This is a genomic window from candidate division KSB1 bacterium (assembly GCA_034506335.1).
In the GTDB taxonomy this organism is placed as follows: domain Bacteria; phylum Zhuqueibacterota; class Zhuqueibacteria; order JANLFK01; family Oleimicrobiaceae; genus Oleimicrobium.
The window spans coordinates 13,361-32,950 of the sequence record JAPDPR010000016.1 but is presented as its reverse complement, the minus strand read 5'-3'; the positions used below and the strand labels follow the sequence as shown (position 1 = coordinate 32,950).

The following is a 19,590-nucleotide window of genomic DNA, read 5'->3' as shown; positions in this document are numbered from 1 at the left end:
GGGGTGCGCATAGGTGAGACGAATCCGCTGAGAAGGAGCATGTACGGTCGTAAGTGGCCTCCTGGAGCCCTCACATTTTCGCTTGATTCGCAAATTCCAAATTGCTACATTATCATCGGCCTCTTGTAAGAACAGAGGCAGGCAACTTGCACGAGCAAGTATGCCACCTTAGCTCAGCTGGTAGAGCGGCTCACTCGTAATGAGCAGGTCGTCGGTTCGATTCCGACAGGTGGCTCAACACCGGGTGTGGTGGAGCCCGCGCCGGCTCACTGCCACAAAACGTTGTGTGGACCGCACAAAGGGAGGGCCGTGTTTCCCCGTCGCCCCGTCACCATTACGCTGACGCTATTCATTGCAGCTGCAGCGCATGCTTCCTCGCCTGGTACCACAGGGTTCCAGTTCTTGCGCATGCAAGTCGGGGCTCGCGCCAGCGCGATGGGGGGCACTTTTATCGCCGTGCCCGGGGATGTGCACGCGTTGTTCTACAATCCCGCCGGTCTGGCGGAAATTGGCCTGCGCACAGCAAGCCTCACCTATCTCAAACACGTGCTCGATTTCCACTCCGGCTTCGTAGGCTACGCGCAGCCCGTGGCTCCTTCGACTGTCGGGGCCGTGGGCGTCAACTATATCAATTTTGGCACGTTCAAGCGACGGGATGAAAGCGGACAGGAGCAGGGCGAGTTCGGCGCTGGGGGATTATGCGCAATCGGGGCCGTAGCCCGCAAACTGAACCCCGCACTGCTTGTCGGCCTCAGCGCCAAGTTTGTCTACGCCACCATCGACAACTACCAATCCAGTGCCTTGCTGGCCGATGCAGGCATCCTGTACCACACCCCCGTGCATGATCTGGATGTGGCGGCCGGCGTATTCAACGTGGGGACGGTGCTCTCGGCCTTTGTTGAGGAAAAGGACCAACTGCCCCTTGCTTATCGCGTGGGATTAATGAAGAGGTTGGAGCATTTACCTCTCCTGTTGGGTGGGACGGCCTATAAGTATCCAGACGACACCTGGCAGTGGTCGATTGGCGGAGAGTTCACGGTCAGCGAGGGCTTGTTCCTGCGCTGGGGGTATGACTCGATAGGCTCTGACATGGACGTGGGGGGGAGCAAGGACTACTTGGCGGGTATCTCCCTCGGCTTCGGCCTCACGTGGCGCGCGTATCGGTTCGACTACTCATTTTCCTCGATGGGGGAGGTGGGAAGCCAGAACCGTTTGACTATCAGCGGGGTGTTCTGAGCCAGTTGGGGACGGGCAATTGCTTACACGATGTACCGCCAGCGCGATCCGTATCCCGCCCGGGGGAGCGGATTTTTTGTTATGGCCGGTAATTGACGTGAGGCTTCTCGAGAACGGGCGATGAAAGGTGGAGGTGCTGACAAGGGTACCCTCGTCGCTGTGGCGATGAGCGGTGGCGTGGATAGCTCGGTGGCCGCCGCATTGTTGCTGGAGCAAGGGTATGCCGTCAAGGGGCTGACTATGCGCCTTTGGGAGGGCGCAGAAACACATCCGCAAAGCTGCTGCTCGTTGGAGGCGGTGAAAGAGGCCCAGGCTGTCTGCGAGAAGCTTGGTATTCGGCACTATATCATTGACCTGCGCCGCGAATTCGAGCGAGAAGTTGTGGCGCACTTTGTGCGGGAGTATCTGGCAGGCCGCACGCCAAATCCGTGTGTTCTGTGCAATGCCCGTATCAAGTGGGGCGAACTGCTTAAAGTGGCGATGACCCTGGGAGCCACGCATATCGCCACTGGCCATTATGCGCGTGTGGCGTTCGATCCGGAGCGCCGGCGCTTCCTGTTGCGGAAGGGGGCCGATGCCCGGAAGGACCAGTCATATGCACTCTGGGCTTTGACGCAGGAACAACTGGCGCGCACCATTTTCCCACTGGGCGAGATGCACAAGCAGGAAGTGCGTCAGCTGGCTGTCTCCTTGGGTCTGCCCACGGCAGATCGCCCGGAGAGCCAGGAGGTGTGTTTCGTGCCTGGAGGCGACTATGGTCTCTTCCTCGCCGAGCGTGCGGAGCGCATGGGCCGGACGTTGAGACCGGGGGAGGTCGTGGACGCCCTGGGCGCAGTGGTTGGGGAGCACCGGGGCTATCCTTTCTACACGATCGGGCAACGCAAGGGGGTGGGTGTCGCCTTGGGCCACCCGGTATACGTTGTGGACATACAGCCGGAGCTGAATCGCGTGCAGGTGGGCACAGCCGAGGATCTCCTGTCTTCTGGCCTGGAGGCGTCGCCGGTCAACTGGGTCTCAGAGGGCTGTCCGGAACAGGGGAAGCGCGTCACGGCCAAGATACGCTACAAAGACCCGGGTTTCGCCGCCGTGGTGGCGTATGCTGATCATGAGCGCCTCCTGCTGGATTTTGTCCGGCCCCAGCGGGCAGTCACCCCGGGGCAGTCGGTGGTGTTGTACGACGGTGACGTGGTCGTGGGAGGGGGTGTGATCTGTGGGAAGCGCAAGTGAGGGACGATGGCAGGGCCTAAGAAAGTGACGGTGCCGGTGGTGAGGGAGATGAAGCGCCGCGGGGAGAAGATCGCGGCCCTCACCGCCTACGATGCAACCATGGCCGCCCTCCTGGACGAGGCGGGCCTGGACATCATCCTGGTGGGCGACTCCGCCGCGATGGTAGTGGCCGGCTATGAGACCACTCTGCCCATGACCATGGAAGCCATGCTCTACCACACCGCCGCCGTGCGTCGAGGTGTGAAACGAGCCCTGTTAGTAGCCGACATGCCCTTCCTCTCGTACCAAGTGACTGCAGAAGAGGCAATGCGCAATGCTGGCCGCTTTTTCCAGGAGGCGGGCGCAGAGGCGGTAAAAGTGGAAGGGGGAAAAGAGGTGGTCGACACGGTCGCGCGGCTGACGGCCGCCGGCATGCCGGTGTTAGGCCACCTTGGGCTCACGCCACAGTCCATTCGCAAGTTCGGTGGCTACGTCCTTCAGGGCGCTACCCAGGAGGAAGCCGAGCGACTGGTGCGTGACGCGCGACTCCTGGAGCAGGCCGGTGCATTCGCCATCGTGCTTGAGAAGATCCCCGTGGAGGTGGCCAAGCGCATCACCGAGGCGGTGTCGGTGCCCACCATTGGCATTGGCGCGGGCCCGTACTGCGACGGCCAGATCTTGGTCACGCACGACATGCTGGGTCTCTTTGAAAAGTTTCGCCCTAAATTCGCCCGAAGGTATGCGGAACTTGGGCAGCTCATTCGCCAAGCCTGCACCGGCTACGTTGCCGATGTGAAAGCGGGTACTTTCCCCAGTCTTGAGGAGAGCTTTCAGGCAGGCGAAGAGTAGGAGGCAGACCAGCCCATGAAGATACAGGTTGTCGAAAAGGTTCGCGAGATGCAGCTCCAAGCGGACCGTTGGCGGCAGGAGGGCAAACTCATCGGTTTGGTCCCCACCATGGGCTATCTGCACGAAGGCCACTTGAGCCTAATCCGCATCGCCCGCGAGCGCGCAGATGTGGTGGTGACCAGCATCTTCGTTAACCCTACGCAGTTTGCTCCACACGAGGACTTTCAGCGCTACCCGCGCGACCTGCCCCGCGATTTGCGCCTGGCCGAGGAGGCGGGTTGCCACGTGGTCTTTCACCCCTCCGTGGAGGAAATGTACCCCGAGGGCTACCTCACGTACGTGGAGGTGGAAAAGATCACGGGGGTGCTGTGCGGGCGCTCGCGCCCCACGCACTTTCGCGGCGTCACCACCGTGGTGGCCAAGCTGTTCAACATCGTGAAGCCGCACTTGGCAGTCTTTGGGCAAAAAGATGCCCAGCAGGCGCTGGTCGTCAAGCGGATGGCTGAGGACCTGAATTTCGATCTGGAGATTGTAGTGGCGCCCATTGTGCGCGAGGCGGACGGTTTGGCGATGAGCTCGCGCAACACCTATTTGTCTCCGGCCGAGAGGGCCCAGGCCGTGGTGCTGTACAAGGCCTTGCAGCGAGCCTCCGAGTTGGTGGCCAAGGGCGAGAGGGATGCCGCACGGCTGCGAGAGGAGCTGGCACGGGTGATCCAGACGGCACCGGAGGCACGCATTGACTATGTAGCGGTGGTGAATGCCCATACATTGGAGGAAGTGGAGACGCTGCGCGGGCAGGTACTCGTCGCGCTGGCCGTGTGGATTGGCACTACCAGGCTCATTGATAACGTGCTCCTACAGGTGGATTGATGAAAAGGAAGGACGAGCGACTCGCCGCTGTAATTCTTGCCGCCGGTAAGGGCAAGCGGATGAAATCGGATTTGGCCAAGGTGCTGCATCAGGTGCTTGGGCGGCCGATGGTCATGTACGTCATCGACCAGGCTAGGGCGGTGGGGGCAGAGCCGATCATTGTGGTGGTGGGCCATCAACGGGAGCGGGTGATGGAGACGTTGCGCCACACCGGGGTGCTGTTTGCCGTGCAGGAGGAGCAACTGGGCACAGCCCATGCCGTGGCGCAGGCGGAGCCATTGCTGAAGGATTTTGATGGGGAAGTCCTCGTACTATGCGGCGATGTGCCGCTGCTTAGCCCGGCGCGCATTGAGGAACTGATTGCCGTGCATCGCCAGACTGACGCGGTAGCCACACTTCTGGTGGGGAGAACCGAGAACCCCTTCGGCTATGGGCGCATCATCCGCGACCCCCAAGGTTTTGTGGACCGGATTGTCGAGGAGAAGGACGCCACACCCGAGGAGAAGGCCATCCAGGAGGTGAATATCGGCACCTATGTCTTCGACGCGAAGGAGCTCTTTGCCACCATCCCCCTGGTCAGCAACGACAACGCTCAAGGCGAATACTACCTGCCGGACGTGGTGAAAATCATGCGCCGCCGCGGCGAGCGAGTGGCAGCGGTGGTGACGCCCGATTTTGACGAAAGTATGGGCGTGAACAGCGTGGAACAACTGCACGAGGTAGAAAGGGTTCTTCTGGCGCGCCAGCAGGGCGAAAAAAGCGGTTGACTTTGACGGCCCGTTTTGCTTAATTTGTCATAGGTGAGAGTTCATAGGACGAGGGGCCGTCCGGGGAGGCATGATGCAAACCCATCACCGCATTATCATTGGCGATGCACGGGACATGAGGGAAGTGGCTGATGAGTTGGTGCACCTCATCATCACTTCGCCGCCCTATTGGCAGCTCAAAGACTATGGGGACGAGAGACAGATAGGATTCCATGATTCCTAAGAGGACTAGATGTGGCAATACAGGTGAACCGCGCATGGGCGCATTCGGTGTCGCGCTCGCTCGTATTCTGTACCCTATGGTCTCCCGGAGGGGCCTTGCGTGGACCTTTGTCTAAGGATAATTGCCTACGCGTGGTTTCCATGCGGACAGGGGGCTTAGCCCAGAGAGGAAAGAACCCCACTATCTCGTTTGGGCGTGTCGTAAAGTCGGTGGGTCGTACATGTCGGTCACATAAGGAGAGACAAGGGTTATGCAACGATTGATAATTGTGGTGCTCATATCTTTGCTACTGCTGGGCGTGGCCAGCGCTCAGCTCAAGGAGCAGAGCAAACCCTTGGATCTGGCCAGGGAGCTGCGGACAGGAGTTACTCCCGGCGTGGGTGGATTGCTGGGGCTCGATCCTTCCAGGTTGCGCATGTCCCATTCCTATAGCCTTTCCTACTTTTCTTTAAGAGGGCAGAGCATGGCTCAGGGGTTGTACCTCAACACAATCGAATACGATGTTTCCCAGCCGTTGCAGCTGCGGTTGCAATGGGGCATAGCGCATACGCCATTCCAGAGCGCGGGCTTAAGGTCGTTGGGTCCAACAGGACCGTTTGTCTCTGGTGTTCAGCTGCAGTACCGGCCGTCCAGCAAGTTCTCCCTTGACGTGGGCTATCAGGCCCTGCCGTTCTCCTGGCGGCAATGGGCCGAGGACGACGGTCGGCGCTGGGATCCGGAACATCCTTAGGGCAGTGATGTGCCTTTGAGAGGGCTACCGCAGGCACGGTGGTGTGGAGGTCACGCAACAAGCTTCGGGGAGGAAGTACGGTGCAGAGGGCAAGAGTGTACGGCAGAAAGCGGGTGGCACCGCGGCGACCCAGCGGTCCAGGGGGCAGACGGCCAAGGACTAGCTCGACGACGCTGGTCATGGTGGTCATCATAGTGTGCGTAAATATTCTCCTCACAGGTTTCTTGATCTTTCGAGGCCTGCGGAAACTGCCGCCCACGCGGATCTCCGGACACCAGAGCCTGGACGCCGGCGTGGTCGTAGCGGTGATGAACGGCTGCGGAGTGCCTGGTGTGGCGCAACAGGTGAGCGACTACCTCAAAGCCAATCGGTTCGTGGCAAGCCATCAGAACTGGCGGAACTTTGACGTTGAACGCACCGTAGTGTTGGACCGCGTTTCCGACAAGAAGGAGAAGGCGCGTCGGGTGGCCTCGGCGCTGGGCCTGGGCAATGAGGACGTCCTTGTGCAACTTGACCCTTCGGCCGGGTGTGATGTGACGGTGGTCTTGGGACGGGACTACCAGCGGCTGGCCCCATTCCGACGGTAGGGTCTATGCGGTCGGCTGGGGAGGTTTAGAGGAGATAAATGCCGAAGCTGTTGCTCGTCTTGTATAATCTCATCGCCGTGCCGCTCTTGAAGGTAGCGGTGGGCCTTGGAAGACTGATCAACGGGAAGGTGCGGCGCGCCGTTGTGGGGCGCCGCAATCTTTTTGTGGAGTTGCCGCAGAAGCTGGCTGCGCTGGACCCGCATGCGCCGCGCCTGTGGATTCACGCCTGCTCCATGGGTGAGTTTGAACAGGCACGCCCCGTGGTGGCAGCCGTCAGGGAGCGTCTCAAGCCCGTGGCCGTGGTCTTGAGCGTCACCTCGCCCTCGGTGTACGGACACATCGACCACAAGCAAGAGGCGGACGTGGTGACCTACCTTCCTGTGGATGGACCTCTTGCGGCAAGACGCTTTGTGCGCCTGGTGCGGCCGGATGTCGCGCTGGTGGTGCGCCATGATATCTGGCCCAACCACCTGGGCCAGCTCCAGCGGTACCGCGTGCCCTCGTTGCTCATCGATGCGAGCCTGTCCCCCAAGATCGCACCCGAGACCTGGCGAGGACGGTTGGTGGGCAGGCTGCTCTACGGTGGGTTCGATTACATTCTCACGACAGCGCCCAAAGAGGTGGACCGGCTGCGCCGTGTGGCCGGAAGAAACCCGCACATCGTAACGATGGGCGACACCCGCTACGACCAGGTGCAACGCCGGGCTTTGGAGAACGACCGGGTGCTGGACCTGCAGACCCGTTTCCGCCAGGGCCCAGTGCTGGTAGCAGGGAGCACGTGGCCGGCAGATGACAAATACCTCCTGCCGGCACTAACGAAGCTTCGATCAGAGTTCCCTCAGTTGCAGGTCATCTTAGTGCCGCACGAGCCCCACCCGGAACACTTGAGCATTCTCGAAGGACAACTGGCCAACCATGGTTTGTCCTCCGTGAGACTGAGCGCATGGCGCAGTGATCCGCACGCCCCCAATGGGGTGCTAGTGGTGGACGAGATGGGGATCCTGGCCAACATTTACTCCGTGGCCGATCTGGCCTATGTCGGGGGTGGATTCACCTCTGGCGTGCACAGTGTGCTGGAACCGGCGGTCTATGGCATACCTGTCCTCTTCGGTCCGCGTCACCAGAATAGCCTGGAGGCGCTGGAGCTCGCCTCCAGGGGCGGCGGGTTTTGTGTGACAGGCACGGAGGAGATGACCGAGCGCATCACCCTCTTGCTGCGAGATGAGGGCGCCCGCATACGCGCAGGGAGAGAAGCCAGGGCGATGGTACAGGAGCGACTGGGGGCCACCGCCCGCATCGTCGACTTGGTGGAAAGCCTGCTGAAGGAGAGAAAGGCGGAACACATCGAAGGACTTGAAACCTGAATAGGAGCGCTGGCACCCGGTCTTTTGTTGACCGAACGGCACGCGCGGCATGGGGGGACGAGGTGCGACCTTGATGACGAAAAAGGGCGCATACTGACTGCCCGGAGCAATACGCGGAACTAAAGGCCCCTTTTTCTGGAAGTGCATAAGGGCCATTAACGAGGAGACGTAATGAAGATAAGAGCGTTGGAGTGGATTGACGGGAAGCTTCGGATCATAGATCAGACCAAACTGCCCGGGGAGCTTGTGTACCTTGACCTGGACACCTACGAGGGCGTTGCTGAAGCCATCGAGAGGCTGCGCATTCGGGGTGCGCCGGCTATAGGGGTGGCCGCAGCTTTCGGCGTGGTGCTGGCGGCACAAAAGGTGCCACCCTCCGAGAGGGCGCGCTTTTTCGAAGAGATAGACCGTGCCATCAATCGTCTCAAGGAGACACGGCCCACTGGGGTGAATCTTAGCTGGGCTCTGCATCGGATGCGCGCGGTGGTAGGACGGAACCCCAGTCGCCTGGTGAGCGAGATTACTCGAATGCTGGTCCGGGAAGCGCAGGCGATCATGGAAGAGGACCGGAAGATGTGCGAGCGCATCGGGCGCCATGGTGCGGCACTTTTGCCAGAGCAAGTACGCGTGCTGACCCATTGCAACGCCGGTGCGCTGGCAACCGCAGGATATGGCACAGCCTTGGGTGTACTGTATGCCGCGCGAGAGATGCGCAAGAGAGTCACCGTTTACGTAGACGAGACACGTCCCTTGCTCCAGGGCGCGCGCCTCACCGCCTGGGAACTCCTGCATGAGGGATTTGACGTCACGCTCATCTGTGATGCCACGGCAGCCTTCCTGATGCAGCAGAAGCGAGTGGACTGTGTGCTGGTAGGAGCTGACCGCATCGCTGCCAACGGGGATGTGGCGAACAAGGTGGGCACCTACAACCTGGCGGTCGCCGCACACTACCACGGCATCCCCTTCTACGTGGCGGCCCCCTCGTCAACCGTGGATCTGGAGACACCCACCGGCGCGGAAATACCCATCGAGGAGCGCAACGCAGAGGAGGTGGTCGCCGGATTTGGTGTGCAGACTGCTCCACGCGAGATTAGAGTGTACAACCCGGCGTTTGATGTTACTCCACATGAACTGGTGAGCGCTATCATCACCGAAAAGGGGGTGCTCACTCCGCCCTTTGCTGAGAAGTTGCGAAATAGTGCTTGATTTAGAGGGAGTTTTGCCGTATATTTCGCCGTCAATTTCGATTGATAGAACTCATACTACACCAAATGAAGGAGACCTAAAGATGTTGAAGCGGTTCATCGCTCTCATGGTGCTGGCAGGGGTCGGAGCGAGCCTCGTCCTTGTGGGGTGCCAGTCCAAGGAAGTCACTTCCGCCAAAGTGTACATCCAGCAAGATGACTGGGCGAAGGCCACCGAGCAGTTGGAGATGGCGGTCAAGCTCTATCCTCAGGATGCCGAGGCTCACTTCCTCCTGGGGCAGGCGTACGCACAGCGGGGCGACTTTGAGGGGATGCGCAAAGAGTTCGACGCCTCGTTGGCCATTTCGCCCCGCTTCGAGCCGCGCATCAAGCACGAGATCGAGCGGCACTGGGTCAGTTACTTCAACAACGGGGTGAAGAAGGTGAATGCCGGGCAGCTGGAAGCGGCCAAAAAGGACTTTGAAACCTGCCTGGTGATCGACCCCCAGCACTTGGAGGCGTACAAGAACCTGGGCTATACCTACGTGCAGCTGGACAGCTTGCCGCGCGCGATAGCCATGTATGAGAAGGTGGTAGAGCTGGCGCCCACTGACAAGGACGCACTTCGCTCGCTGACCTCGCTCTACATGCAGGCTGAAGAGTTCCCCCAAGTGCTCAAGGTAGCCGACAAACGCTTGGCCCTGGACCCTGGAGATGTGGACGCCCTGTCGACCAAGGCGCTCGCCTACGACTACATGGGCGAAGGTGACAAGGCCCTTGCCGAGTATGAGAGGGCCCTCGAGCAACAGCCGGAGAATACCGACCTGCTGTTCAATCTTGGCCGCCTCCATTACCTGCGTGGCGAGTACGAAAAGGCGATTGAGCAGTTCCAAAAGGTCATCGACAAGAATCCGGAAGACGCCGACGCTCTCGTGAACGTGGGCAATGCCTACTTGAGCATCGGTGACCAAATCCGGAAGCGGGCTGTGGAGGAAGAGGAAAAGGGGAAGCGCTTCACTGAAAAGGAAATTGAGGCGCTGAAAAAGGAGATCGAGAAATACCACTGTGGTGCCATCCCCTATCTGGAAAAGGCCGTTCAGATCAAGCCGGATAACGCGAATGCCTGGTACAATCTGGGCGTGGCTTATGTCAATTGTGGTCGGCGCGAAGACGGGGAGAAGGCATTCGATCGGGCTGCCGAACTGCGCAAGTGAGTTGGCGCATCACCGAAAGCTGCAAGGCCCCGTACAGGCGGGGCCTTTTTGTTACGGAGAACCGCTCGTGCGGCTATCGCTTAGTTTTCCCTTGATTTTGACGCTCGTTTGGCATAACTTAACAGCGTGCGGTGTGAGAATATCTTGAGGCCTGAGACCGTGCCAGAGGAACTAGAGGAAATTCGCGAGCGCATCAAGAGGCGGGGCGGATTGCCACGACACGTGGCCATCATTATGGATGGCAACGGACGGTGGGCCATTCAGCGGGGTCTGCCGCGAGTGGCAGGTCACCAAGAAGGCATAAACTCGGTGCGCGCGGTGGTGGAAGGTTGTGGGGAACTGGGCATCCAGGTCTTGACCCTGTACACCTTTTCCACGGAGAATTGGCGGCGCCCGCGCAGCGAGGTTTCCGCCCTCATGCGCCTGCTCCTGAAGACCATTCGCACAGAAGTCGATGAGCTGGATAGAAACAATGTGCGCCTGATGACTATTGGCCATCTTGAGGATTTGCCCCCTGCGGCCCGGCGTGGCGTGACAAATACCGTGCAGCGCCTGAGCAAGAATACCGGGTTGACGGTGAACCTCGCGCTGAGCTACGGCGGACGCGTGGAGATCGTCGATGCGGTGCGGGCAATGGTGGCTGCAGCACTGCGCGGGGAGCTGAAGCCGGAGGAGATCAACGAGCAGACCGTTTCGCGCTTCCTCTACACGCGGGACATCCCAGACCCTGACCTCCTCATTAGGACCAGCGGTGAGCTGCGCATCAGCAACTTTCTGCTCTGGCAGCTCGCGTACACCGAAATCTATGTCACCGACGTACTCTGGCCCGATTTCCGCAAGAGGGAGTTTTTCGCCGCCATTGAGGCCTATCAGCGTCGGGAACGCCGCTTCGGGCGGGTCAGCGAACAGCTTGTAAGAGGCTGACCACTCGCCGCTTGCCAAACCACCAGACCGCGGGGTACCCTCCAGTGCTTTACTCCTTTGCATCATTACCCCAATTGCGGCCCATGCGGTGGAGGGGCCACGGTACCAGGGCCGGCCACACGGCGCGGCAAAGGAACTTTGCCCGAAGGGGCCTGGTTTAACGGTTGGTTTTTTGCGCAATGAGGTTTTCTCCAGGGCACCATGCGTGAACGTCGATGGGTCCTGCTGGTACTTGTAGTGCTGGCTCTGACAGCCGGATTCTTGTACTACGGATGGCGGATCAGCGGCGCAAGCCAGCGGATTTACAACCTCGTGATGGACACGGCCAGGCCCGCGTTGGGCCAGGGTTTTACGCTGGGTAGCGTAGAGGTCGGATTCGGTACCCTGCACCTGCGCGATGTTCGCCTGCAGCGGGCCGCTTACTCTGTGCAGATTGATGACGTGCGCCTGGGCTTCAGCCTCGTACGCCTCCTCCTGAAGGGCAAAGAGTCTGCGCAACTGGGCGGCGATGCCCTTTTGATCAACCCTCGGGTGAGTTTCCTGCGACAGCGACTCCCTCTTAATCAGAGCGAGGACAGAGTAGGGACTTCCCAAGGCCCCGCGCCGCTTTCAGGGGGGAGCGGACCTTTTACCCTGCTGCGAAGAGTGACCGTAACCGGCGGGGAGCTTGTCCTGGTGGATACTGCCGCTTCTCCGGTGACTCTGGTGCGGGAGGTAGAAGGTGTGCTTGCCGCTGAGGGCAGGTCCCAAGCCTCACTGCACCTTACTGGCAAGCCGTTTACTTCGCGAGGCGGGTCGGTAGAACTCCGCGGTCTTATCGACCTTGACGGACTGCGTTTGCGGCAGGGTGAGCTGGCTCTCCGTGGCTGGGACCTCTCCAAACTGCCGCTGTCAGATCATGGCATTCCCCTTACGGACGGAAAGCTTCAGGGGAGTTGCTCGGTGTGGCCTGACTCCGCAACGGGCTCTGCCTTGCGGCTCGCCTGTGACCTGCAGCTGACGGACGCTAAAGTGACTCTGGGCGAGCGCACACTGGTGATGGAGGAGGGTACGGTTCAACTCCGGGGCAGCACCGAGGAGCTCGTGGTGGAGGCGCGAGGGCGGTTGCCAAATCAGGCAGAATTGAGCCTCAACGGGACCGTCGCCGAGCTGGTGCACCCCCGCGTGCAGCTGACGCTCGCGGGCCGGAACCTTGACCTGGCTGAGTTGGCGCCCTTTGCCTTTGGGGGAGGCAAGAGTAGACTGAGGGGGTTCTTCACGGGAGAGGTAGCCGTACGCGGCGGCCTGGATTCGTTGCGGGGGGAGGGGTGGGTCGCCTCGCCGCGGATGTGGTTTGATAAGATGGAGGTGAGACAGGCCAAGGCCGAATTTGCCTACAGCGATTCGGTGGTCAGGATTCGCGCGCTACGGGCATCGGCCGTTGGCAACGCGTGGCAAGGGAGCGGCAGTCTGACTCTGACGCGGAACGGCCCTACCATCCGAGCTTCCCTCAAGGCAAAGGGGGATGTAGCCCAGGAGTTGAGACGGTTGCTCGGGGTACACATCAGCTCTTGTCGTGATTCCGCGACGGCAGAAATGGGTGGGACCCTGACTGCGCCATGGGTGCAGGCCGGTTTTGCGCTCACACTGGGGGATTCCGGTGCGCGCGCGGTGCAGGTGCGCGGGAACCTGTCCTACGCCACGGGGCGGCTGGAGGTGGATGCAGTTGGCGACGACGATCTCCATGTCCGAGGATGGACCCAGGCTCGGCAGGTTTTTGCCGAAGGGCGCAACCTCCACGTGCTTGTCGCTTCCTTGTGGCCCAAGCTTGTTCCGGAAACCGTGCGGCGCCACGTGGAATTCGACATGGCACTCCAAGGAACGCCCGACAGTCTGCAGACCCGAATGGAAGGGCGATGGCGAGATGCAAACGACCTGGTACACCCCTTGGTGCTCCTTACCGGCGAGCTGCAAGGCCTCAGGGAACAGCGCACGTGGCGCAATGCTCTGCGCCTTTTCCCCGATCGGGTGGATGAGACGCCTGGACAGTTGGAAGTTGTCTTTAGAAAGCGGGGTGTGGAAATCAGCAAGTTGACGCTGGGTTCCTCAGTAGGGGCATGGCTTAAGCTTGATCGGGGAAAGCTGCAGGGTGACGTCCGCGTGCGCGGGGCGCGTATCGAGAAGCTCACCTTTGTGCCCGACTCGCTGGTCCGTGGCGAATTGAACGGCGAAGTGGCCTTCGCGGGGTCACTCCAGGCACCGCAGGTGAAGGGGGCAGTGGCCTTCAGCGATGCCTATTTTCACGGCGAGGGACCGTTCGCTGGGGCCTTGAGCTTCCGCACAGAGGGCTCGGCTCTGCGGGTAGAGGAGCTCGCCGTCAAGGACGGCGAACGGGAGGTGGTGCGGGGCGAGTTCTCCCTTGACGCCTCTGGCAGGGTTAGCCGTCTATCGGTCTCTGGCCAGGGCATAGACCTGAACAGAGCTTTCGCCGCTTTCAGCGGCTTGAGGGACGTTGTCCGAGGAGAGGCCAACCTGCAGGTTAAGGCCGAGGGTGCGTCGGACGGTCTTGATGTTTCGGCAGAAGTTCAAGTGCTAAAGGGGAAGGTTTTTGGTGTCGGCATCGATACGCTTCACCTGTCGGTGGCTGGCAGACCGGATTCGGTACCCGATCAAGCGCGGGGCGCTCAATACGCGCGCCTGCGCACCCTGCGGCTGGTGCGAAATGATGGGTTCAGCGTGCAAGCGCAAGGAGCCCTGCCCCTGGACCTGGAAGAGCCGCTGGCCGTGGAGGCTGAAGGAAAAGGCGATCTGCTTCGACTCTTGGCCAGTTCAGGCGGCTTTGTCAAGGAAGGAAAGAGCCGGTGCGCTGTGCGTCTGCGCCTCGGTGGCACCTGGAGCAGCCCACGTCTCGAGGAAGGCGAGTTGACGCTGGAAGACGGCGAACTTAGATGTGCATCAATCGTGCCCGTTATCAAGCAACTCAAGGGCACCATGCGCCTTCGCCCGGAGAGTCACTTTGTGGAACTTGTTGAGCTGCGTGGGCTCATGGGCGGCGAACCCTTTGTGATCTACAATGTGCCTTCGGTGGGGAAAGGCTACCGTCGCTCCCTGCTGCCCTTCGAACTCGAGGAACTGGGCGTCAGTTTGGGCATCCTGGTCATCGAGACTTCGCCGGACGGCATAGTGCTGAACATCCCGGGACTGATGGAGCAGGGGGAGTATGGCCGTTTCCAGCTGCTGGGGTATGGTGCTGAGGACCGCTTCTGTGTGGCTGGCCCACCGGAGCGTCCGGTGGTGTACGGCACCATGGTGCTGCACGGTGTCGAGTTTGCCTATCCCTTCAATGAGAGCGGAGGAGTGAGCAGCCATTTGACCCAGGTCCTGGAGGGGGTGGACTGGGACCTGCGAGTGGTGCCCGGTACCAACACGCGCTACGTCAAGAAGTTGCCAGGGGCATTAGACAACGTGTACGTAACGTTGGACCTGGACGAGCGCTACGGCGGATTGCACTTCACCGGAAGGGTGAGCGACGAGACCTTTCGCGTAGAGGGGGAACTGAAATCCACGCGCGGAAGCGTGGAGTACCTGGACATGAACTTCCGTCTTGAGCAGGCGGGCATTGAATTCGATCGCAACACCTTGATTCCGATCGTCTACGGCAGAGCCTACACCACCGTCGCGGACTCCAATGGCATCCCCTGCCAGATCTACCTGACGCTGGCCACGGTCGATCGCGCTCTGGAAGGCCGCAAGGTGGACGAACGGGTGCTGGACCAGCGATATCGGGCACGGTGGGATGAACTCCGCTTCCAGCTGTCCTCCGACAATGCCTCCTTGGGGAGCACCGAAGCCCAGCTCCTGGCCAGTCTGGGCTACACACCGGATCGGCTGCGGCAAAAGACTGTGGACGTCATCGGCATCAGCGCGGACAACCTGGTTTTCCGGCACCTCTTCCGCCCCTTCGAACGACGCTTGGAGAACTACCTGGGATTGGACGTGGTCCGTCTGAGCTCTCGTTTAACCCGCAACTTCATCGAGATGAACCTGGCCAGCTCAGTGCCTATTCCGAGCAAGCTCTACCTGCTCCGCAGCACACGGCTGACCGTGGGCAAGTACTTGAGCGATGACCTGTACCTGGTCTACACCGGCCAACTGGAATCGGGGCTTGATTATCGCTATCAGGTGCCCGGGCTTGGGCTGCACCACACCTTCGGTCTTGAGCTGCGCCTGAATCCCAAGCTGTTGATCGAGATGGAATACGACTACGACGGCCTCATGCTCTGGCGCAAGGACGACACCAGATTCTGGATCAGGCACTGGTTCCCCTTCTGACCGGGGTAGAGAGCGGCAGTTTTTCCCTTGGCAATTTTCTCGGGATTTTGTACATTGTGCGCAGAGAGGAGATCATGGAGTGCATGAGCGAGGAATGAAAAGAACACTGGTTGTCGGACTTGTGCTCATCGCTGTGCTGTTTCAAGGCGTAGTGGTTTTTGGCCAGACCGGCCGCCGCAGCGTCAAGTTACTCGGTCTGTCTGTGGAAGGCAACAAGACCGCCGACGGCAACATGATCCGCCTGAGCTCCGGCTTGACGGTGGGTAGCCAGATCACGAGCGACGACATCCAGAACGCCATCCGTCAGCTCTGGAGCCTGGACATTTTTTCCGACGTGCAGATCCTCTTGGACCGCGAGGTGGCTGACGGGGTGTTTTTGAGCATCAAGGTGAGCGAATACCCGCGCCTGGAAAGGGTGGAGCTTGAGGGGAATAAGAAGCTCAAGAAAGAAGAAATCGACGGTAAGCTCAACTTCTATCGTGGCCAGGTGATGAGCCAGCGAACCTTGCAGCGCGCCCGCAAGAAGCTTAAGGACGCGTACAAGGAGAAGGGGTACTTGCTGGCAAAGATCGACATGCAGGTGCGCCCAGCCGAGACTCCGGACCGGGTCGTGGTGCGGGTGGTCATCGACGAAGGGAAAAAGGTTCAGATCAAGAAGATCGACTTCTATGGAAACGTGGCCTTTGATGACGGCAAATTGCGCAGGCAGATGAAGGGGACCAAGGAGGATCGCTGGTGGCGTGGCGCCGATTTTGACCGGAAAAAGTATGAGGAAGACCTGGACAAGGTGGTCGAGTTTTACCACAACCACGGCTACCGCGACGCGGAGGTGCTGCGCGACTCTGTCTACTACGGCACTGCCGGCGACGACATGTACATCGCCATCTGGGTGCACGAAGGCAAGCAGTACCGGTTCGGGACCATCACCTGGGAAGGCAACAAGGTCTACACCGAGGAGGAGCTGGCGCGGCTGTTGGACTTTAAGGAGGGGGACATCTACGACAAGGGGAAACTGAACAAGGCGGTGTTTGAGAGAATCGGTGGCTTGTATTACGACAACGGCTATATCTATGCCAATATCAGCCCAAAAGAGCGGCCGGTGGGCGAGGACCGGGTGGATGTACACTTTGTGGTGATGGAGAACGACCAGGCGCACATTCACAAGATTCACATCACCGGGAACACCAAGACCAAGGAGAAGGTTATTCGCCGCGAGTTGCGGATTCGTCCTGGCGAGGTCTTTAACCGCGATCTGCTGATTCGGAGCCAGCGCGAAGTGTACATGCTCAACTACTTCGCCAATGTGGAACCGAAAGTGCAGCCGGTGGACGAGAAGAAGGTGGACGTGGAGTTCAAGGTTGAAGAAAAGTCCACCGACACCGCGAACATGTCGGCCGGGTGGAGCGAACGCGACAAGATGATCGGCAGCATCGGCGTGTCCATGAATAACCTCTTCGGCAATGGCCAGCGCCTGAGCTTTGACTGGAACTTTGGGCGGAGCTTCCGGTCGTTCATGATCAGTTTCACTGAGCCGTGGTTGTTCGACACACCGACGTTGGCCGGGTTCAGTTTCTACGACACCAAGCGGGACCCGCTTTACATCGGCTACCGTCAGCGCAGCCGGGGTGGTTCGCTCCGCGTGGGGCGGCGCTTCCGCTGGCCGGACAACTACTTCCGCGGCGACTGGATCTTCGCTGTGGACCAAACGCAGCTTTCCGACTTTTTGCCCATTCTGCTCGAGACTAACCCCTACTTCAGGCGTTACGAAGAGATGGGGCCACTGACGAGCCGAAGCATTGCGCAGATCATTTCGCGCAATAGCCTGGACCACCCGGAATTCCCCCGCAGGGGCTCGCAGGTGACGCTGCAGACCCAGATCGCCGGTGGCCCTTTAGGCGGCAATGTGGGCTACCACAAGCATCAGTTCTCCAGCGACTGGTTCTTGCCCACGTTTTGGCAGCTGATCCTGCACTTGGGCCTTGAGGCGGGCTACATGGATGGATTTGCCCGTGACTCGCGCATCCCATACTTGGACTTGTTCTTCATCGGTGGCGAGGGTATGTCGCGCTCCACACCCCTGCGAGGCTATCAGGATCCCCTTGCCGGGTATGCGAGCGCCATGGGCGACCGTGTCCTGCTTAAGTACACGGCAGAGCTCCGTCTGCCCATCGTGCCCAATCCCACTGTGTTTGCCCTGCTCTTTGCCGAAGCGGGCAATACCTGGCCGACGATGACGCGGTGCGACCCGAATGACCTGAAACGGTCAGTGGGCTTTGGCGCGCGTGTGTACATGCCCATGATCGGCATTCTGGGCTTCGACTATGCGTATGGCTTTGATAATGTCGACGCCAGGACGGGCGAGCGACGCGGCAGGTGGGTGCCGCACTTTGTGTTTGGCCGAGGATTTTAGACATCGAGGAGTAAGGAGGGCCGTGCTGACAACTGCCGACGGCCGTAGTTGTGAGGATTTAGGCTTAGGGAGGTAAAGGTGAAGACACGTGTGGTTGCTCTGGTGAGTGCTCTTTTGGTCGTGGCAATGGCTGTCCCCGGGGCCTGGGCGCAGAAGATGAAAATCGGCTACATCAACTCCCAAAAGATACTCCGAGAGTACAAGGAGGCACAGGACGCCCAGAAAAAGTTTGACGAGATCAACGCAGGGTGGGAGGCCCAGGTGAGGGAGATGCAGCGCCAGTTGCAGGAGCTCTCCGACCAGCTGGAATCGCAGAGCCTGCTGCTCAGCGAGCAGCGCAAGCAAGAGAAGCAGCAGGAGATTCAGAACCTCTACATGAGCATCCAGCAGTTCCAGATGGAGAAGTGGGGCCAGAATGGCGAGGCCTTCCGCAAGGAACGCGAGCTCATGGAGCCGATCATCAATGCGGTCACCGCGGTAATCAAGAAGATCGGCGAGGCAGAGGGCTTTACCTACATCTTTGATGGCGTCAACGGCAATATTGTCTATGCCGCGCCTGACCAACCTGATCTTACCGATCGGGTGATCGAGGAGCTCAACAAGAGCGTGAAGACGACCGGGTCCAAGGGGTAGGTCGACCAAGCCGGCGGACCGCCAATGACAATGACCTTGGCAGACATCGCCGCGCACGTGGGAGGCACGGTGAGCGGGGACGGGGGGGTGCGCATTCACGGCCTTGGCAAGATCCAGGATGCCCACGAGGGCGAGTTGACTTTCTTAGCCAACCCCAAATATGCCAAGTTCGTGACCTCCACCCGGGCGTCGGCGATCATTCTGGCTGAGGACTTTCAGGGCCCATGCCCAATTCCTGCCATTCGCGTCAAGGACCCGTACTTTGCGTTTCTGAAAGCCGTCCGCCTTTTTAACCCCCCGGAAGAGACATTGCCGCCTGGCGTGCACCCCTTGGCCGTGGTGGACGAGTCGGCAGTCCTGGGCCCGGGCGTGGCCGTAGGACCTCTGGCGGTCGTAGGGCGCAACGTACGACTGGGGCGAGACGTGAAGATTTACCCAGGCGTGGTGCTCTACCCGAACGTGACCGTTGGAGACGACTCGGTTATTCATGCCAACGTAACGGTGCGCGAGGGGGTGCAGATCGGCCGCCGCGTCATCATCCACAGCGGTGCCGTGCTTGGTGCTGACGGCTTCGGCTTCGTCTACGAAGAGGACCATTACGAGAAGCTCCCCCAAACCGGCACGGTAATCATCGAGGACGATGTGGAGATCGGGGCCAATACGACCATCGACCGGGCCACGCTTGGGGCGACCATAATCCGTCGTGGTGCTAAGTTGGATAATCTCATCCAGATCGCGCACAACGTGGAGGTGGGCGAGCACACCGTCATCGCCGCCCAGGCAGGCATTTCTGGCAGCACGCAGGTGGGCAAGCGGGTGAAGATCGGTGGACAGGCCGGCTTCGTGGGGCACATCCATATTGGGGACGACAGCATTATCGGCGCCCAAGCCGGAGTGGCCAAGGACGTGCCACCAGGCGTGTTCGTCACGGGCTACCCTGCGCGCGAGGTGACCAGCTACCACCGCTCATTAGCAGCCCTGGCCAGACTGCCGGAACTCATCAAAAGGGTCAGGGCGCTGGAGAAGGAGGTGGAACGCCTGCGTGGCATGCTCGGCCACCAGGACACGTGAACCACAGCTTG

At 60.2% G+C, this 19,590-nt stretch carries 15 protein-coding genes, 1 tRNA gene and 1 pseudogene; all 17 read left to right on the top strand.

From position 1 onward, the window contains the following. Positions 1 to 162 precede the first annotated feature (162 nt). The 17 genes and pseudogenes from ONB25_06890 to lpxD all read left to right on the top strand — a co-directional run bounded on the left by ONB25_06890 (position 163) and on the right by lpxD (position 19,579). Positions 163 to 235, top strand: a tRNA-Thr gene (locus ONB25_06890). Between the two features lie 74 nt (positions 236 to 309). Then, entirely contained in the window at positions 310 to 1,236 is a 927-nt protein-coding gene (locus ONB25_06885; protein MDZ7392599.1) for a PorV/PorQ family protein, read from the top strand. A gap of 120 nt (positions 1,237 to 1,356) precedes the next feature. Then, complete coding sequence (gene mnmA, locus ONB25_06880; GenBank protein MDZ7392598.1) at positions 1,357 to 2,463, top strand: tRNA 2-thiouridine(34) synthase MnmA; 1,107 nt, start codon at positions 1,357 to 1,359, stop codon at positions 2,461 to 2,463. 6 nt (positions 2,464 to 2,469) lie between these two features. After that, positions 2,470 to 3,291, top strand: a complete 822-nt coding sequence (gene panB / locus ONB25_06875; protein MDZ7392597.1) for a 3-methyl-2-oxobutanoate hydroxymethyltransferase — start codon at positions 2,470 to 2,472, stop codon at positions 3,289 to 3,291. A gap of 21 nt (positions 3,292 to 3,312) precedes the next feature. Further along, on the top strand, positions 3,313 to 4,161 hold the full coding sequence (gene panC / locus ONB25_06870; protein ID MDZ7392596.1) for a pantoate--beta-alanine ligase: 849 nt from the start codon (positions 3,313 to 3,315) through the stop codon (positions 4,159 to 4,161). Beyond that, complete coding sequence (locus tag ONB25_06865) at positions 4,161 to 4,928, top strand: sugar phosphate nucleotidyltransferase (GenBank protein ID MDZ7392595.1); 768 nt, start codon at positions 4,161 to 4,163, stop codon at positions 4,926 to 4,928. The genes panC and ONB25_06865 overlap by 1 nt, the downstream gene beginning before the upstream one ends. Before the next feature lie 73 nt (positions 4,929 to 5,001). After that, positions 5,002 to 5,148, top strand: a pseudogene (locus tag ONB25_06860) (site-specific DNA-methyltransferase). A 253-nt stretch (positions 5,149 to 5,401) separates the two neighbouring features. Continuing rightward, positions 5,402 to 5,881, top strand: a complete 480-nt coding sequence (locus ONB25_06855; protein MDZ7392594.1) for a hypothetical protein — start codon at positions 5,402 to 5,404, stop codon at positions 5,879 to 5,881. An 80-nt stretch (positions 5,882 to 5,961) separates the two neighbouring features. Next, complete coding sequence (locus ONB25_06850; GenBank protein MDZ7392593.1) at positions 5,962 to 6,468, top strand: LytR C-terminal domain-containing protein; 507 nt, start codon at positions 5,962 to 5,964, stop codon at positions 6,466 to 6,468. Positions 6,469 to 6,506: 38 nt separating this feature from the next. Continuing rightward, the gene (locus tag ONB25_06845) at positions 6,507 to 7,832 is read left to right on the top strand and encodes a hypothetical protein (GenBank protein ID MDZ7392592.1); all 1,326 of its coding nucleotides are present in this window, start codon (positions 6,507 to 6,509) and stop codon (positions 7,830 to 7,832) included. A gap of 171 nt (positions 7,833 to 8,003) precedes the next feature. After that, positions 8,004 to 9,038: an S-methyl-5-thioribose-1-phosphate isomerase gene (gene mtnA, locus ONB25_06840; GenBank protein ID MDZ7392591.1), complete on the top strand. Its 1,035-nt coding sequence runs from the start codon at positions 8,004 to 8,006 to the stop codon at positions 9,036 to 9,038. 82 nt (positions 9,039 to 9,120) lie between these two features. Next, positions 9,121 to 10,230 carry a tetratricopeptide repeat protein gene (locus tag ONB25_06835; protein MDZ7392590.1) on the top strand — a complete coding sequence of 370 codons (1,110 nt, stop codon included), beginning with the start codon at positions 9,121 to 9,123 and terminating at the stop codon, positions 10,228 to 10,230. A 180-nt stretch (positions 10,231 to 10,410) separates the two neighbouring features. Beyond that, positions 10,411 to 11,154: an isoprenyl transferase gene (locus ONB25_06830; GenBank protein MDZ7392589.1), complete on the top strand. Its 744-nt coding sequence runs from the start codon at positions 10,411 to 10,413 to the stop codon at positions 11,152 to 11,154. 201 nt (positions 11,155 to 11,355) lie between these two features. Further along, the gene (locus ONB25_06825; GenBank protein MDZ7392588.1) at positions 11,356 to 15,465 is read left to right on the top strand and encodes a translocation/assembly module TamB domain-containing protein; all 4,110 of its coding nucleotides are present in this window, start codon (positions 11,356 to 11,358) and stop codon (positions 15,463 to 15,465) included. A gap of 94 nt (positions 15,466 to 15,559) precedes the next feature. Next, positions 15,560 to 17,875, top strand: coding sequence for an outer membrane protein assembly factor BamA (bamA, locus tag ONB25_06820; GenBank protein ID MDZ7392587.1), 2,316 nt, complete (start codon positions 15,560 to 15,562; stop codon positions 17,873 to 17,875). 78 nt (positions 17,876 to 17,953) lie between these two features. Continuing rightward, positions 17,954 to 18,508, top strand: a complete 555-nt coding sequence (locus ONB25_06815) for an OmpH family outer membrane protein (GenBank protein MDZ7392586.1) — start codon at positions 17,954 to 17,956, stop codon at positions 18,506 to 18,508. Between the two features lie 24 nt (positions 18,509 to 18,532). Beyond that, the gene (lpxD, locus tag ONB25_06810; GenBank protein ID MDZ7392585.1) at positions 18,533 to 19,579 is read left to right on the top strand and encodes a UDP-3-O-(3-hydroxymyristoyl)glucosamine N-acyltransferase; all 1,047 of its coding nucleotides are present in this window, start codon (positions 18,533 to 18,535) and stop codon (positions 19,577 to 19,579) included. Positions 19,580 to 19,590: the final 11 nt, after the last annotated feature.

What these genes read in the sequence shown, in the direction of transcription:
- mnmA (MDZ7392598.1), top strand. Translation starts at nt 1,357, where the DNA reads ATGAAAGGTGGAGGTGCTGACAAGGGTACCCTCGTCGCTGTGGCGATG.
- panB (MDZ7392597.1), top strand. Translation starts at nt 2,470, where the DNA reads ATGGCAGGGCCTAAGAAAGTGACGGTGCCGGTGGTGAGGGAGATGAAG.
- ONB25_06865 (MDZ7392595.1), top strand. Translation starts at nt 4,161, where the DNA reads ATGAAAAGGAAGGACGAGCGACTCGCCGCTGTAATTCTTGCCGCCGGT.
- ONB25_06855 (MDZ7392594.1), top strand. Translation starts at nt 5,402, where the DNA reads ATGCAACGATTGATAATTGTGGTGCTCATATCTTTGCTACTGCTGGGC.
- ONB25_06845 (MDZ7392592.1), top strand. Translation starts at nt 6,507, where the DNA reads ATGCCGAAGCTGTTGCTCGTCTTGTATAATCTCATCGCCGTGCCGCTC.
- mtnA (MDZ7392591.1), top strand. Translation starts at nt 8,004, where the DNA reads ATGAAGATAAGAGCGTTGGAGTGGATTGACGGGAAGCTTCGGATCATA.
- ONB25_06835 (MDZ7392590.1), top strand. Translation starts at nt 9,121, where the DNA reads ATGTTGAAGCGGTTCATCGCTCTCATGGTGCTGGCAGGGGTCGGAGCG.
- ONB25_06825 (MDZ7392588.1), top strand. Translation starts at nt 11,356, where the DNA reads ATGCGTGAACGTCGATGGGTCCTGCTGGTACTTGTAGTGCTGGCTCTG.
- bamA (MDZ7392587.1), top strand. Translation starts at nt 15,560, where the DNA reads ATGAAAAGAACACTGGTTGTCGGACTTGTGCTCATCGCTGTGCTGTTT.
- lpxD (MDZ7392585.1), top strand. Translation starts at nt 18,533, where the DNA reads ATGACAATGACCTTGGCAGACATCGCCGCGCACGTGGGAGGCACGGTG.